A 13,947-nucleotide genomic window follows, 5' to 3' on the forward strand; every position below is an offset into this window, starting at 1 on the left:
GAGTACCTATGTCGTCGCTGGCGCAGCTGATCGGAACCGACGGTCAACCACTATATGGCCGTCTTGAAGCTCCGGTTCAGGACATAAATTTCACCGACTTTGATCTCCGCACCCCGATGGGAAAGGCCATCCCACCGGGCCGCCGGGGCCGCCGGTTTAATCAGTTTCAGTTTATCGGCATTCACAGCGACGCCATCATCGCCGGACTGGCGATCGTTCGCCTGCGCTGGGTCTGCCACGCGTTTCTATACCTCTACGATACCCAGAGCGGCGCCTGGAAAGAGCATAAGTTCACCCGGCCGCTGACATCAGGTCTGGTATTCGGCCAGAGGCCCAATGACGACGTCACCGCCTTCCGGCACGGCCGTAACCGTCTGACCATCCGGGCGACGCCACGTCCGGGAATCCGTCAGCTACGGGTCTCTCTCGCCGATGGCACCCGTATACGGGCAACGATTGATGAAAGTACCGGATACGATCCACTGGCGCTCTGCACGCGGACTGGCTTTACCGGCTGGACCTACACCCAGAAGGCCAGTGCCCGGGTCTGCCATGGACGAATCGACTGGCAGGACAGAAAGTACGATCTCGAAGCTCTCGGGGCTCTGGCATGCGTTGACTGGAGTGGCGGGTACATGCGCCACGAAACCAGCTGGAACTGGGCGTGTATTTCCTCCCGTCTGAGCGATGGGCGTTCATTGGGGCTGAACATTGCGGCAGGCGTGAATGAGACCGGCTATAACGAGAACACCCTGTGGCTGGATAACCGCCAGATCGCCCTGCCCCCGGTGCATTTCCGTTTTGACCGCTACCATGAAAAACACGGCTGGGCGCTGACCTCGGCCGATGATTCAGTGCGCCTGCATTTCGATCCGGTTACCGCCTATCGCGATAAGATCAATGCCCTGATCATGGCGAGTAACTTCAGCCAGTATCTGGGACGGTATTCCGGAGAAATTGATATTGAAGGTGAGACGCTCCATCTGGAGCGCCTCTGGGGCGTGGCGGAAGATCACTACGCCCGCTGGTAATGCGGGGACGCTCAGTCGATCTGTTCTGAGATCGTCAGCAGCTGTTGTGGCGCACCACGGGTGGGAACATTGTGCTGCTGGACCTGCCAGTCACCACTCTGCGCCATTGGCTGACCCGACAGGGACACCCGCGCAGTGACCGTGACCTGTTCGACTGAGCTGAGAGAAGCCCCTGCCGTCATCGCCATTGAGTTATCCAGCAGGATATCCGCAGGCAGCTGAGAAACCACAAGACGCTGAACGGCCAGTGGCATCGGCGGTCCATCCAGTGCACGTGCAAGCACAAACACTGTGGCGCCTGCAGGGACGGCCGCTCTGGCTTCGTCAGAAATATCCACTCTGACCCGGATGCCGGCCGAAACCAGCCAGCTGAGATCCACCGCCTCGCCCTGTTCTGTCAGTACTTCGGCCGCCCGACGTATACCGTTCTCGATTGTCATGGCTTCCATTCCCGCCGGCAACTGCACCCAAAGACTACGCCAGTGACCTATAGCATTACGGTAATCGCCCAGTTCGTAGGCCAGAATGCCAGCCAGTCCAAGCGGCTTACGCTGCTGGGGTGCCAGTTCAAGTGCCGCCAGCAGACGTTGATAAAGCTGCTCATCCGGCTGCTGGTTATTCGCGAAAAAACGGGCCTGCACTGCCAGTGTCATGATGGCCGCGCGATCCTGAATCTGATCCTGGGACAGACGTGCCAGCAAGCCGTCGTAGGCATCCGCAGCCGCGGCAAAGTCGCCTTCGGCTTCCAGCAGCCGCCCCTGCAGGAATGCCCACTCCATGGTGTCCGGCTGTCGTTCAGAGGCCTGTGCCAGACGCTGGCCCAACTCGCTGTATTCTTCGGCGGTCAGCTCGGCCGACGTTGAGTATTCCAGCAACTGCGTTGCACGCACCTCGTTACCCGCCCCCCAGAACATATACAGAGCCGCAACCGACACCAGTGTCACGACCAGCAATGCCAGGCTGAATACCAGACGGGGGCCTTTTGCCGGGCCATCACCGAAACGGGTATCGTCACCCACGGCAGCAAGAAGCTCACGATCCAGTTCGAGCTGCATCTGTGCTTTTTCCGACTCGCTCAGTTCCATAGCCTCAAGATCCGCGACGCGCTCCTGATACAGACGGAGGTTCTCGTCTTTCTGAACCTGATCCTGCTCGGCAGCTTCCGCCCGGGACTGACGCAGCGCCGGATAAAACAACACCAGTAGCAGAGTTACGACCAGAAGAATGATCGACAGCAGCATTAGTTCTGATCCTTTTTCATTTGAGCTTTCAGTTCTGCGAGGCGGGCTTTGTCTGCTTCAGACAGGCCCTCCTGCGGCTGCGATGCCTGCTGGCGGCGTATCGCAGCGAGAATCAGCAGGCCAATAACCAACAGAATGACCGGCCCACCCCACAACAGCAGAGTGTCGATGCGGAAGGGTGGGCGATAGCGGACAAAATCACCGTAACGGTCAACCAGGTAACCGACGATTTCGTCGTCACTCTGCCCTTCCTGCATCAGTTCGTACACTTTATCGCGAAGATCAACAGCCACAGGCGCGTTGGAGTCTGCCAGATTCTGGTTCTGGCACTTAGGACAGCGCAGATCTTCTGCCAGTTGCTCGAAACGCGCGGCGTCTTCTTCAGAACTGAAGCTGTATTTATGACCATCGATCACCGCCAGCGAAAGCGCCGGAAGAAACAACAGAGTCAGAAAAAGTGATCTCATTTCATGCCCTCAAAGCGGGGCTTCAGACGTGCCCAGACCTGTGGATTAAGATCGCCGATGTGCTTGTCACGGATAATGCCCTGACTGTCGACCAGAAAGGTTTCCGGCGCTCCATAAACACCCAGCTCCAGACCCAGCTTACCGTCCGGATCAGACAGGTTGTAAACGTAGGGATTACCGAACGCGGCCAGCCAGTCCTGCGCTTTCGCCACATCGTCTTTGTAATTGATTCCGATGATGCGGATACCGCCGGCCGCCAGCTCATTCAGAAATGCGTGTTCGGCTTTACAGGTCGGGCACCAGGTCGCCCAGACATTCACCAGAACGGGCGCCCCTTTCAGGTCCTCCGTGGTCAATGTCCGGCCATCTTCAACGACCCCCAGCTGAAACTCGGGAAACGCTTTACCGATCAGAGGCGACGGCAGACTGGTCTTATCTTCTTTACCGAGACCGATCCAGAAGACCAGCCCCATAAGAAGAAAAATCACCAGAGGAACAAACAGCAGGATCCGGTTCATCAGTTTTTACTCCGGCGGCGATAACGTTTATCGAGTGTCGCCAGCAGGCCGCCCAGCGCCATAAAGATGGCGCCCAGCCAGACCCAGCGCATAAACGGTTTCACCTGCAGTCGCATACCCCAGGCACCGTCGTCCAGCGATTCACCCATCGACACATACACATCACGGAACAGGGACACATCAATCGCGGCCTCCGTCATGATCGAACCCCGTGCGTTGTAGCGGCGCTTCTCAGGTGTCAGCAGGGCCACAAACTCACCGTCACGGGTGACGTTGAAGCGGGTCGCCTGAGACACATAATTAGGACCTTCGATCGTGCCCGCCTGAGTAAACTCAAAGGTGTAAGGGCCCAGCGTGGCTGTCTCGCCCGGGCTCATCCGCACCGATTTATCAATGCTGTAGTTGGCCACCAGCGTGACACCAATAATAGAGACCGCCACACCGACGTGCGCCAGCACCATTCCCAGGTAACTCATACCCAGTTTCGGAATCCGGCTCAGTTCACCCCGGGACTTCTTCCAGATATCCGCGAGTGTCGCCAGAATCAGCCAGAAAGCGATGCTCAGTCCGAGCAATACCTTACCGTTGAGGTCGCCGTGCCCCACCAGCGTTGCTACTACTGCAAACACAACAGCAGCCACTGCTGCGATCGCCAGTAACTTAACCAACCGCGATGCGCTGTCGGACTTCCAGCGTGTGGCCGCACCGACGCCCATCAGCGCCACCAGGGCCACGGTAAGTGGCACAAACATGGTATTGAACCAGGCCGCGCCCACAGACAATTTGCCCAGCCCCATAAAATCGTATACAAGCGGATAGAGGGTGCCCGTCAATACCGCCAGTGCCATCACCACCAGCAGCAGGTTATTCAGCAACAGAAACATTTCCCGCGACAGTAACTCGTAGCGTCCGACAGACGCCACCGTAGGCGCCTTGAAGGCGTACAGCAGCAACGAGCCTCCGACACAGATACCGAGCAGAGCAAGAATAAAGACACCCCGCTCAGGATCCGACGCGAACGCGTGCACCGAAGTAAGAACCCCGGAGCGGACCAGGAAAGTCCCCAACAGGCTGAGTGAGAAAGCAAAGATTGCAAGCAGCACCGTCCAGCTCTTGAACATGCCGCGTTTCTCCGTCACGGCCAGAGAGTGCAGCAGGGCCGTCGCGACCAGCCATGGCATCAGGGAGGCATTTTCAACCGGGTCCCAGAACCACCAGCCGCCCCAGCCAAGTTCGTAGTAAGCCCACCAGCTTCCCAGTGCAATTCCCACCGTCAGGAAAATCCAGGCGGCCGTGGTCCATGGGCGGGACCAGCGCGCCCAGGCGGCATCCAGGCGGCCACTCATCAGAGCCGCCAGAGCAAAGGCAAAGGCGACCGAAAGACCCACATAGCCCATATAGAGCGTCGGCGGGTGAACGATCAGACCAAAATCCTGCAACAGAGGGTTAAGGTCAGCACCGTCCACCGGTGGTGTCGGGAGGGTACGGGCAAAAGGATTGGAGGTTTCCAGTGTAAAGAGGATAAAGCCGACAGACACCATCCCCATGATGGCCAGCACACGGGCGACCATATCAAGCGGTAAGGACCGGCTGAGCAAGGCAACCGCTACGCTCCACAGCCCCAACATGGTGACCCAGAGTAACAGCGAGCCTTCGTGGGCGCCCCAGACGGCGCTGATTTTGTAAGGCACCGGCAGCAGTGAATTGCTGTTAGCCGCGACATAGGCCACGGTAAAGTCATCCTGCAGGAATGCCAGAGTCAGCATCACCAGACTGATCACCAGAAACAGCGCCTGCCCCACCGCAAACGGGCGCGCATATCCCATCAACCAGAGACGTCCAGCACCGACCCCGACCAGAGGCACGACCACCTGAAATACCGCCATGATGAAAGCCAGAATTAACGCTGTCTGACCAATTTCAGGCAGAAAAAGTGCGATATCACCCATCAGTAATCGCCACCCATCATTGCTTTTTTGCCATCCTGATGAGCCTGTTCAAGTGCATCCTGAACCTCAGGAGGCATGTAGTTTTCATCGTGTTTCGCTAACACTTCAGAGGCGACAAACACGCCATCCGCACGCACCTGTCCGAGGGCGACAATCCCCTGCCCTTCGCGGAACAGATCCGGCAGGATACCTTCGTAATAGACAGGGACTTCTGCAGCACCATCCGTTACCCGGAAAGTGACACCCAGCCCTTCCTGATCACGCTCTACACTGCCAGCAACCACCAGTCCTCCTGCGCGTATCGTACGCCCCGGTGGTACTTCACCGTTGGCGATCTGCGTCGGCGTCTGAAAGAGATTGATGTTCTGCGACAATGAATACATCGCCAGGCCTACGGCTGCGGCCACGGCGACCACCAGAAACAGAATCAGGTGCAGACGTTTTTTACGCTGAGGGTGCATTGCGTTTCTCCCGACGCAGGCGCTGTGCCTGCTCTTTCAATAAACGACGACGACGCAACAGCGGCTGCGCCACGTTATAGGCCACGATGGCGGCAGTCAGACCATACGATAACCAGACGTACAGTCCATGCCGCCCCATGGCGAGAAATTCGGCAAACGAATTAAATTCCATCAGGACTCCAGAATCTTCTTTACCCAGACACGCTTACGCTCATGCAGCAGAATCTCATTGCGGGTACGCAGTATCACCAGCAGTGCGAACAGCAGATACGTACTGACAATCATGATCAGCAGCGGCCAGAGCATGTCAGGATGCATGGATGGCTTTTCCGTCAGCTTCAGCGTGGCTGGCTGATGCAGGGTATTCCACCACTCCACCGAATATTTGATGATGGGGATATTCACCACGCCGACCAGCGCCAGAATCGCGCCCGCTTTATAGGCAGCTTCCTCTGACTCCATCGCCTGCTGTAACGCCATCACCCCGAAATACAGAAACAGCAGCATCAGCATCGACGTGAGACGGGCATCCCAGACCCACCACGTACCCCAGGTAGGTTTGCCCCAGATTGCCCCCGTCAGCAACGCGATCAGGCAGAAAGAGGCGCCAATCGGAGCGATCACACGGGCCACCCAGGCGGCCATTTTCATGCGCCAGATCAGATAGACAGCCCCTGCAACCGCCATCATGATGTAAGCACTCTGTGCCAGCAGAGCCGCCGGTACATGGATATAAATAATGCGGAAACTGTCGCCCTGCTGATAATCTGCCGGCGCAAACAACAGCCCCAGCACCAGACCCACCAATCCGGTTGCCACCGCAGCCAGTGTCAGCCAGGGAATCCAGCGTTCAGTTAATTCATAAAACCACTTGGGCGAACCAAGCCGGTGATACAGCTGCTTGAGCCACTGCCACATAATCAGTTACCGCGATAAATTCAGTTTCAGTGCTGCACCTGCAGCAAAGGGAGTCAGGGCAACGGCCAGCGCCAGCATGGCACCGAGCATTGCAACCTGACCATTGTAAGCCATACCAATCCCTGCGTGGTAAACCGCACTGGCCGCAAAGATAAGTACCGGCACGTAAAGCGGCAGAATCAGCAGCGTCAGCAGAAGCCCGCCACTGCGCAGACTGGCCGTCAGAGCAGCCCCCACAGCCCCTAGCAGGCTGAGCACCGGAGTCCCTACTGCCAGGCTGAGGATCAGTGCCGTGTATGCCTCACCCGGCAGATTCAGCATTAACCCGAGCAGAGGCGACATCAGGGTCAGAGGAAGGCCGGAAATGCACCAGTGCACCAGCGCTTTCCCCAATGTCAGCGCAAACAGAGATTCACCGGACGCCAGCCACTGTTCCAGCGAGCCATCATCGACGTCCGCCCGGAACAGGGAATCCAGCGACAGCAGAGTAGCCAGCAAGGCGGCAACCCAGATCACTCCCCCGGCGATTTTGCCAAGAAATACCGGGTCAGGATCGACCGCCAGAGGAAACAGAGCAGCAACCATGAGAAAAAACATAAGAGGGTTAGCCCACTCTCCCGGGTTACGGGCGGCAAGCAGCAGGTCGCGACGGACAGTAGCGCTGACAAGACTCATGAGGTGCCTCCCAGCTCCAGCTGTTTCAGGCCGGGGATACCTTCGAGCGCGTGATGACTGGTGATAATGACAGCGCCCCCCTCTGCCACTTTCTGTTGCATCAGACCTTCAAGCCAGCTTACCCCCGCTTTATCGAGTGCAGTAAAGGGCTCATCGAGAATCCAGAGTGGGCAGTGGCTGGCCAGCAGACGCGCCAGCGCGACGCGACGCTGCTGACCGGCAGAAAGATGCTGGCAGGGAGTATCTTCATAGCCCAGCAATCCCGCCTGCTCCAGTGCCTGATACAGGCGCTCGGTATCGGGGGCATCCTGAGCCGTTAACCAGCGCAGATTTTCCAGAGGCGTCAGGGCTTTTTTCACCGCGGAGAGGTGCCCGAGGTAGAGACGCTGACGGGCGTAGTCAGGGTAATTGTCATACAGTGGCTGACCGTGCCAGAGAAGGTCTCCGGAGTAATCCCGGTTGAGACCAGCCAGTAAGCGCAGTAAGGTGGTTTTACCGGCACCATTTGGCCCTGCCAGTTGCAGCAGATCGCCGCTACTGACAGAAAGAGAGAGTTCGGAAAACAATTCACGGTCATCGCGTTCACAATGGAGCGCGACGGCCTGTAAATTTACCTGAAGGGCGCCCTGCGATGGCGTCATCCGAACCTCGAGATATCTGAAAGCGGCCGCATTATACCCAAAAAGGCGCCGACAAACCTGAGCTGAAGCAATAAAGATTTGTCAATTGAGGTCGATAGCTAAAGCATGACAAGACCGACCGGCAGCAGTGATCTGCCCCTGATCACCAGGACTGTAATGCAGTCACTTCAGCGTGCGCAGCCAACCGAATCGCCAGCGCAGGAAGGGCAACGCACAGAATTCACAGCCCGGGTGACATCCAGCCAGCCGGCGCCCACTCCTGATTCCGGGTCGCAGAAAGCCAGCACTCCGCCCCCCGGAGATCGATCCGCCTCCTCACAACCTGATCAGATGCCCGCAGGAAAACCGTCCAGCGGCGACACCCGTCAGCCACCGCATTGGTTACTGACGCTCACCAGTGGTGGCAAATCCATTCAGGTGAGTAGTGAGCGGCCACTCGCGACAGGAACTCTGGTAACACTGGCCTCTGACAAAGCGATGCCGTCGCTCCTCAAGGTCATCAGCACCCTGCCTCCCGGCACCCAGGCATCGTCTCAACCGACCCCTACCCAACAGACAGGTGCCCAACCGGGATCAGGTATCGAGCAGAGGCTCCAGCAGGCCATCAGCCAGTTATTGACCTCCCGCATCCCCTGGCAGCCCAGCGCAGGCGATCCCCGCCAGCCGCCGCCCTCACTGACCTATCAACAGGGCAACCGTCCTGCAGGCTCGCACAGCCAACTGCAGACACCTTCCGGCACCCCGGGGCCGGTTACCACGGCAATACCCAATCCGATCAGCGGAGCACAGGTTGCCGTCTCGGGCGAAGCAGCGCTACTGGCCCGACTGCAGCAGGTTACCGCCGCCCTGCCGACGCCCTTACAAGCGCCGCTGAGGCAGTTTACTCAGGCATTACCCACCGAGGGGCAACTGTCACAATCAGGGGGGATCCGCAACGCCGTTGAACACGCACCGGTCCACTACGAACGGAATCTGTTTCGGGGTCCTGCCCCGTCAAACTCGCCTCTGGCACCCGGCCGCGACAGCAGAGACATCGGTCAGATTTTCCAGCAGCTCTGGTCCTCCGCTGCCAGAACTTTGTCGCAGGGAAAAGGCGAGTCTGCATCTTCAGCCGCGCCTTCTCCTGTTCAGACCGGGAGAAAGGCAACCGGTATTTCGGCGAACAGCACGAATTTATCGTCTGCCGGGACTTCTCAGGCTCATTCACCTTCGACCACGGCGGGCAAGCCTACCCTGATGCAGTTGATTGCTCAGCTGGGTGGAAAAACAGAGTCGGCGACTCAGCCCCCGGGCACAGGACCATCACCGGGTGCCATCACTCCGTCGACACAATCTTCTCACCCGGCATTGGTTCCTGCGCCCGTCCTGAGCAACCTGAAGGGGCTGATGATGCACCTGATTCAGCACTGGCCCGAGGGCGACAGGGGCGGTCTCAGCAGCGGTGCGAATGCATCTGTTCCTCAACCACAGGCTCAGGTCATCGCTGCCGCCAACGCTCAGTCGCGCAGTGACAATCTTGCAGAGGTCTTCAGGCTGATACAGCAGGCCGTTGCTCAGACAGAACAGGAGCAGGTCCGGTTGCTGCAGAGCAGTGACCCGACACCGACCTATATTCCTCTGTTGTGGCGCCAGGGGGATCACATCCAGCAGGCCCAGTTGGGAATCTGGCACCACCCACAAGAAAGAAATACGCCAGATAAAGAAAAACGCTGGCAACTGACACTGCACTTTGACCTCACTCAACTCGGCCCTCTCGATGTCGAGCTGGATCTGCGCCCGTCTGGCGTATCCGCAACCTTCTGGTCAGAAAAGCCAGAGACCCTCAGTCAGTTGAATCAGGCCTTACAACCTCTGCGCCGTTCATTAACCGACCTTGGCGCCGACGTCACAGAGCTGATGGCGCGACATGGTCGTCGCCCGCCCCGCACAGACTCGTTCGTGCGTCAGTCACTGGTGGATATACACACATGAGCATTCCGGATCATCTGTTTGAAGTCAGTGAAGCCATTGCACTCAGCTATGATGGCGACCAGGTGCCTAAGGTTGCGGCCAGCGGCAGCGACGACCTCGCACAGGCCATCGTACAACTGGCGCTGGAGCACAATATCCCGGTTTATGAGAATGCCGGGCTGGCGCAGTGGCTGAGCCAGCTGGAGGTGGGAGAAGAGATCCCGGAACAGTTGTACCGGGTCATTGCGGAAATTCTGGCGTTTGTCTTTGCACTGGAGGGACGTACGCCGCCCTCCGGAACCGATCAGTGAGTGTGCTCTGCCTGACGCTCCAGCGAATTCAGCAGCCACTCAATATGAGTTTCAACGATGTCATCAGGAATCAGATCAACGCCGGACAGCAGTTTCGGCAGCGCTTTGTAGTAGTAAGTGTCTATAAGCCCGTGGAGCGATGACACAAAAAACAGCGCCAGCTGCTTCTGGCGGGTCTCACTGGCGGAAGCCAGCGCAGGCACGGCATCGGCCAGCATGGTCAGCAGGTGGGACTGCCATTCTTCTGCCAGGCGATCGACCTGCTGCAGGACATCACGATCCACCAGCTCAGGATCACTCAGACTCAGACGCGGCGGCTGGAACATCAGCTGATAGTAACCAGGGAAGCGCTGCGCGAACTGAATCAGATGTCCGGCAAAATTGAAGAGTGCTGAGCGAGGGTCAAGGTGCTCAGCCATCTGCGAATTAATATCCAGAAATGCCAGTTCAAAACCACGACGGCGGGTATGAACAAACAACGTTTCTTTGTTCGGGAAGTAGTTGTAGATATTGCTGGCTGTCATGCCAAGCTGAGAGGCCAGCTTACGCATCGACAGGTGGTGGAAACCGACATCCGCCATCACATGGGAGGCACTGTCCATAATCCGCTCTCGTTGGGCCGCAATCTCTTCCGGTGTAAACGGCTTCTTTGGCATATATCGACCTTAATCACTACTGTTATGTACGCGCCCGCTGGGCACACTGCATGTACATTTCCCAGGCAGCGTCTATAAAACGACCAAATCTTTACAAAATCAAGGCCCATTAGAGCCTAATTGGAATGAGAATGAAATTCCCTCGCGACACAACTGACATAGCGGCGCTTTAAGGGTCCGGTTCAGCCACGCTATTGATATACAGCAATAAACGCCCAGACACGAACCGTTAGACTTCCGGTCCTGTTTAACGTGAAGCCTGAATTATGACCGAGCACCTCATCTGGGACCCTCTGATGGTCCAGCGCTACAACCGGGCGGGTCCTCGCTACACCTCTTACCCGACGGCAATCGAATTCTGTACTGCCTCTGATGATGCCAATCAGCGCCGGGCGTTAAGCCAGAGTACCTCGCGTCCGTTATCACTGTACCTGCATATCCCGTTCTGCAGTCACGTCTGCTACTACTGTGGCTGCAACAAGATAGTGACGCGGAATAAAGACAGGGCCGAACCCTATCTGCAGTGGCTCCTGCAGGAAATTGATCTGAAAGCCGCCCTGGTGCGTCAGGACCGTGTCGTTGAACAGCTTCACCTGGGAGGAGGAACACCCACCTTTTTTTCGGATGAGCAACTCGACCGGCTGATCACTCACCTGCGTCGACGCTTCCGCTTCAGTGACGCGGACAGCGCTGATTTTTCAATTGAGATTGATCCCCGGGAGCTTGGCCCTGAGACCCTCAGCACCCTCCGGGCACTCGGGTTTAACCGTGTCAGCTTCGGGGTTCAGGACCTGGATCCGGACGTTCAGAAAGCTGTTAACCGCATACAATCGCAGGAAATGATCCACCAGGTCATGTCAGAAGCCCGTGCACTGGGATTCCGCTCAATCAATGTCGACCTGATCTATGGCTTGCCCCTGCAGACGCTGGAGAGTTTTGAACGCACCATCAGAGACATCATTGACCTGCGCCCGGATCGTCTCTCTGTCTTTAACTATGCCCCCCTGCCGCAACGCTTTATGCCCCAGCGCAGAATAAACGCGGAAGATCTGCCGGCTCCCGAAGAAAAACTCACTATCTTCGGTATGGCGATCAGATCACTCAGCGAGGCGGGCTATCACTATGTGGGCATGGATCACTTCGCCCTGCCCGACGACGAGTTGTCGCTGGCACAGGCGAAGGGCACGCTGCATCGGAACTTCCAGGGCTACACCACCCACGGAAACTGTGACCTGATTGGCTTCGGAGTATCATCAATCTCCCAGCTCGGCGACCTGTTTATTCAGAGCCCGGTGGAGCTCGATGCCTGGCAGACTGAGCTTGCCAGAGGTCGCTTACCGACTGCCCGGGAATGTCGCAGCTCCCGGGAAGATGAGATCCGCAAACGCATCATCATGGGCCTGCTGTGTCACCTGAGCGTGCGTTTCAATGATCTGGATGAAGAATTCGGTATCAACAGCCGTGACAGGTTTTCTGCCGAACTGGCGCGACTGCAGGGAATGCAGGAAGACGGCCTGCTGATCATAGATAGTGAGGGTATCCAGGTGACGGATGCCGGGCGACTGCTGGTACGACAGGCCTGTATGGCCTTTGACGCCTACCGCACAGAGAGCGAACAACCACGGTTTTCGCGGGCCATCTGAATCAGTACAGCTCGGGTACCCAGATCTCCCAGCGCTGATTACGGTATTCCAGGGTCAGAGCAGCTTCAAACGGACGCTGCTTCGATTCCATGCTGCGCCTGAGAGTACGCGCCTGACGCAGAACCGGATCGCTCAGCCACGATGGCAGATCGCTGACGTACCAGCGCAGCCTGACTTCGGCAAACCAACGCTCTCCCTGCTGTACCACATCCGATACCGAGTCCACCTCGAGTACCTGACGCATGCCGTAGTACGCGCCTTCATGCGCTTTATCGGCCCATTCATAGGTCCAGTTCATAACCACCCGACGACGTCCGGTGCCAATTTCTTCGGTCGTGATTTCGCGCTCGCGCGTGACCAGCCCGGCGCTATACAGCGAATCCAGCGTCTGGCCCTCGCGACTCTCCTCCCCCTGCCGGACAGTCAATGGCAGGCGGAAGGGAGTCCAGTACAATCTTTGACCAATGTATTCACGCTGCAACGCCTCGTGCGCCAGGTTGGGCGTCAGCAGTGGCGCAGCGTGGGACAAAAGGGGAAACAGTAACAAAAATATCTGTAACAAAGGTTTCATAATTACCTCCATCCCCTTAGGATAGCCCCACTTTTTAAAGGGGCTGTGACAGATAAACACGGAGTAAGGAATGACACTGTCATTCGGCTGTCACATAACTGTTATAAAAATTATACGAAGCAATGCAAAACACCGGTGAGCCCATGCCACAATCAAACGCTCAGATCTGTGCAGAACCAGTCCTCTCTGGCCTGACTGCCCGCATCACGACTGATGTCCGAGAAATCCGCCAGGCGCAGGAACTGCGCTACCGTGTTTTCGCTGAAGGTATGGGAGCCTCTGTTCAGGGGGCAGCCCATGGCATCGACAAAGATCGTTTTGACGATATCTGCATGCACCTGATCGTTAAAGACAACGAGACAGATGCCGTCGTTGCCTACAGCCGCATTTTGACCAACGATCTGGCCGCCCGCGCAGGTGGTTTTTATTCTGCAACTGAGTTTGATCTGAGCCAGGTCCTGCAGCCAGGACGCTCCTATATGGAAATCGGCCGCACCTGTGTCGACCCGGACTTCCGCAGTGGTGCAGCCATTGGCCACCTCTGGGGCTTCCTTGCCAACTACCTGGAAGAACACCGCATTGATTTTCTGATGGGCTGTTGCTCCATCCCCGTCAATGAAGGGTATGAAGAAGTCAGCGCCATCATGGCGTATCTGCGTAACAAACACATGACCAGCGAGTCCATGCGTGCTATACCACGTATTCCGGTACCGCAGACAGACTCCACCCTCGATGGCGGGAAGCTGATTCCATCCCTGCTGAAAGCCTATCTGCGCATTGGTGTCAGAGTGTGTGGCGAGCCGTTTCTGGATTCGGACTTCGGGGTCGCAGACGCCATGATTCTCCTCCGTCGTGAGGACATGAATTATCGTTTTCTCAACCGCATCCTGCGCGGCTGAAATTCCCTCCCCTGCC

Annotated in this window: 16 protein-coding genes; 5 read left to right on the plus strand and 11 right to left on the minus strand. The window is 57.3% G+C overall.

Features of this window, described 5'->3' with window-relative positions; translation table 11 throughout:
- Positions 1–8 precede the first annotated feature (8 nt).
- On the plus strand, positions 9–1,031 hold the full coding sequence (locus tag Q1L85_RS02080) for a DUF2804 domain-containing protein (RefSeq protein WP_300425613.1): 1,023 nt from the start codon (positions 9–11) through the stop codon (positions 1,029–1,031).
- Between the two features lie 11 nt (positions 1,032–1,042).
- Here Q1L85_RS02080 and ccmI read toward each other — a convergent pair whose 3' ends face one another.
- From ccmI to ccmA, 9 genes are read right to left on the minus strand one after another with little or no spacing between them, the layout of a single operon-like run.
- Positions 1,043–2,272: a c-type cytochrome biogenesis protein CcmI gene (gene ccmI / locus Q1L85_RS02085; protein WP_300425612.1), complete on the minus strand. Its 1,230-nt coding sequence runs from the start codon at positions 2,270–2,272 to the stop codon at positions 1,043–1,045.
- Positions 2,272–2,739, minus strand: a complete 468-nt coding sequence (locus Q1L85_RS02090; RefSeq protein ID WP_300425610.1) for a cytochrome c-type biogenesis protein CcmH — start codon at positions 2,737–2,739, stop codon at positions 2,272–2,274. Before Q1L85_RS02090 ends, ccmI begins: the two co-directional genes overlap by 1 nt.
- On the minus strand, positions 2,736–3,257 hold the full coding sequence (locus Q1L85_RS02095) for a DsbE family thiol:disulfide interchange protein (protein WP_300425608.1): 522 nt from the start codon (positions 3,255–3,257) through the stop codon (positions 2,736–2,738). The genes Q1L85_RS02090 and Q1L85_RS02095 overlap by 4 nt, the downstream gene beginning before the upstream one ends.
- Complete coding sequence (locus tag Q1L85_RS02100) at positions 3,257–5,206, minus strand: heme lyase CcmF/NrfE family subunit (RefSeq protein ID WP_300425607.1); 1,950 nt, start codon at positions 5,204–5,206, stop codon at positions 3,257–3,259. Before Q1L85_RS02100 ends, Q1L85_RS02095 begins: the two co-directional genes overlap by 1 nt.
- Positions 5,206–5,667, minus strand: a complete 462-nt coding sequence (ccmE, locus tag Q1L85_RS02105) for a cytochrome c maturation protein CcmE (protein WP_300425606.1) — start codon at positions 5,665–5,667, stop codon at positions 5,206–5,208. Before ccmE ends, Q1L85_RS02100 begins: the two co-directional genes overlap by 1 nt.
- Positions 5,651–5,839 carry a heme exporter protein CcmD gene (gene ccmD, locus Q1L85_RS02110; RefSeq protein ID WP_300425604.1) on the minus strand — a complete coding sequence of 63 codons (189 nt, stop codon included), beginning with the start codon at positions 5,837–5,839 and terminating at the stop codon, positions 5,651–5,653. Before ccmD ends, ccmE begins: the two co-directional genes overlap by 17 nt.
- Positions 5,839–6,585, minus strand: a complete 747-nt coding sequence (locus tag Q1L85_RS02115) for a heme ABC transporter permease (RefSeq protein ID WP_300425602.1) — start codon at positions 6,583–6,585, stop codon at positions 5,839–5,841. The genes ccmD and Q1L85_RS02115 overlap by 1 nt, the downstream gene beginning before the upstream one ends.
- 6 nt (positions 6,586–6,591) lie before the next feature.
- Complete coding sequence (gene ccmB, locus Q1L85_RS02120) at positions 6,592–7,260, minus strand: heme exporter protein CcmB (RefSeq protein WP_300425600.1); 669 nt, start codon at positions 7,258–7,260, stop codon at positions 6,592–6,594.
- Positions 7,257–7,901: a cytochrome c biogenesis heme-transporting ATPase CcmA gene (gene ccmA / locus Q1L85_RS02125; RefSeq protein ID WP_300425598.1), complete on the minus strand. Its 645-nt coding sequence runs from the start codon at positions 7,899–7,901 to the stop codon at positions 7,257–7,259. The genes ccmB and ccmA overlap by 4 nt, the downstream gene beginning before the upstream one ends.
- Before the next feature lie 156 nt (positions 7,902–8,057).
- Between ccmA and Q1L85_RS02130 the strand changes: the two genes are divergently transcribed.
- A complete protein-coding gene (locus Q1L85_RS02130) occupies positions 8,058–9,872 on the plus strand; it encodes a flagellar hook-length control protein FliK (RefSeq protein WP_300425596.1) in 1,815 nt (604 codons plus the stop codon).
- Entirely contained in the window at positions 9,869–10,162 is a 294-nt protein-coding gene (locus Q1L85_RS02135; RefSeq protein WP_300425594.1) for an EscU/YscU/HrcU family type III secretion system export apparatus switch protein, read from the plus strand. Before Q1L85_RS02130 ends, Q1L85_RS02135 begins: the two co-directional genes overlap by 4 nt.
- Here the strand turns inward: Q1L85_RS02135 and Q1L85_RS02140 are convergent.
- Positions 10,156–10,818 (minus strand): TetR/AcrR family transcriptional regulator, encoded by a 663-nt coding sequence (locus Q1L85_RS02140; protein WP_300425593.1) that lies wholly within the window; start codon positions 10,816–10,818, stop codon positions 10,156–10,158. The two genes, Q1L85_RS02135 and Q1L85_RS02140, sit on opposite strands and share 7 nt — an antisense overlap.
- Positions 10,819–11,084: 266 nt before the next feature.
- Here Q1L85_RS02140 and hemN point away from each other — a divergent pair, with 266 nt between their 5' ends.
- Positions 11,085–12,461: an oxygen-independent coproporphyrinogen III oxidase gene (hemN, locus tag Q1L85_RS02145; RefSeq protein ID WP_300432143.1), complete on the plus strand. Its 1,377-nt coding sequence runs from the start codon at positions 11,085–11,087 to the stop codon at positions 12,459–12,461.
- Position 12,462: 1 nt separating this feature from the next.
- On the opposite strand, the gene Q1L85_RS02150 is transcribed toward hemN, so the two are convergent.
- Positions 12,463–13,032, minus strand: a complete 570-nt coding sequence (locus Q1L85_RS02150; RefSeq protein WP_300425590.1) for a hypothetical protein — start codon at positions 13,030–13,032, stop codon at positions 12,463–12,465.
- A gap of 143 nt (positions 13,033–13,175) precedes the next feature.
- Here Q1L85_RS02150 and Q1L85_RS02155 point away from each other — a divergent pair, with 143 nt between their 5' ends.
- Positions 13,176–13,931, plus strand: a complete 756-nt coding sequence (locus Q1L85_RS02155) for a GNAT family N-acetyltransferase (protein ID WP_300425589.1) — start codon at positions 13,176–13,178, stop codon at positions 13,929–13,931.
- Positions 13,932–13,947: the final 16 nt, after the last annotated feature.

Origin of the sequence: uncultured Thalassolituus sp., from assembly GCF_950066645.1 — a bacterium.
Classification (GTDB): domain Bacteria; phylum Pseudomonadota; class Gammaproteobacteria; order Pseudomonadales; family Oceanobacteraceae; genus Thalassolituus.

Excerpts from the sequence above, each read along its gene's own strand:
- Q1L85_RS02080 (WP_300425613.1), top strand. The coding sequence starts at position 9 with ATGTCGTCGCTGGCGCAGCTGATCGGAACCGACGGTCAACCACTATAT.
- ccmI (WP_300425612.1), bottom strand. The coding sequence starts at position 2,272 with ATGCTGCTGTCGATCATTCTTCTGGTCGTAACTCTGCTACTGGTGTTG.
- Q1L85_RS02090 (WP_300425610.1), bottom strand. The coding sequence starts at position 2,739 with ATGAGATCACTTTTTCTGACTCTGTTGTTTCTTCCGGCGCTTTCGCTG.
- Q1L85_RS02095 (WP_300425608.1), bottom strand. The coding sequence starts at position 3,257 with ATGAACCGGATCCTGCTGTTTGTTCCTCTGGTGATTTTTCTTCTTATG.
- Q1L85_RS02100 (WP_300425607.1), bottom strand. The coding sequence starts at position 5,206 with ATGGGTGATATCGCACTTTTTCTGCCTGAAATTGGTCAGACAGCGTTA.
- ccmE (WP_300425606.1), bottom strand. The coding sequence starts at position 5,667 with ATGCACCCTCAGCGTAAAAAACGTCTGCACCTGATTCTGTTTCTGGTG.
- ccmD (WP_300425604.1), bottom strand. The coding sequence starts at position 5,839 with ATGGAATTTAATTCGTTTGCCGAATTTCTCGCCATGGGGCGGCATGGA.
- Q1L85_RS02115 (WP_300425602.1), bottom strand. The coding sequence starts at position 6,585 with ATGTGGCAGTGGCTCAAGCAGCTGTATCACCGGCTTGGTTCGCCCAAG.
- ccmB (WP_300425600.1), bottom strand. The coding sequence starts at position 7,260 with ATGAGTCTTGTCAGCGCTACTGTCCGTCGCGACCTGCTGCTTGCCGCC.
- ccmA (WP_300425598.1), bottom strand. The coding sequence starts at position 7,901 with ATGACGCCATCGCAGGGCGCCCTTCAGGTAAATTTACAGGCCGTCGCG.
- Q1L85_RS02130 (WP_300425596.1), top strand. The coding sequence starts at position 8,058 with ATGCAGTCACTTCAGCGTGCGCAGCCAACCGAATCGCCAGCGCAGGAA.
- Q1L85_RS02135 (WP_300425594.1), top strand. The coding sequence starts at position 9,869 with ATGAGCATTCCGGATCATCTGTTTGAAGTCAGTGAAGCCATTGCACTC.
- Q1L85_RS02140 (WP_300425593.1), bottom strand. The coding sequence starts at position 10,818 with ATGCCAAAGAAGCCGTTTACACCGGAAGAGATTGCGGCCCAACGAGAG.
- hemN (WP_300432143.1), top strand. The coding sequence starts at position 11,085 with ATGACCGAGCACCTCATCTGGGACCCTCTGATGGTCCAGCGCTACAAC.
- Q1L85_RS02150 (WP_300425590.1), bottom strand. The coding sequence starts at position 13,032 with ATGAAACCTTTGTTACAGATATTTTTGTTACTGTTTCCCCTTTTGTCC.
- Q1L85_RS02155 (WP_300425589.1), top strand. The coding sequence starts at position 13,176 with ATGCCACAATCAAACGCTCAGATCTGTGCAGAACCAGTCCTCTCTGGC.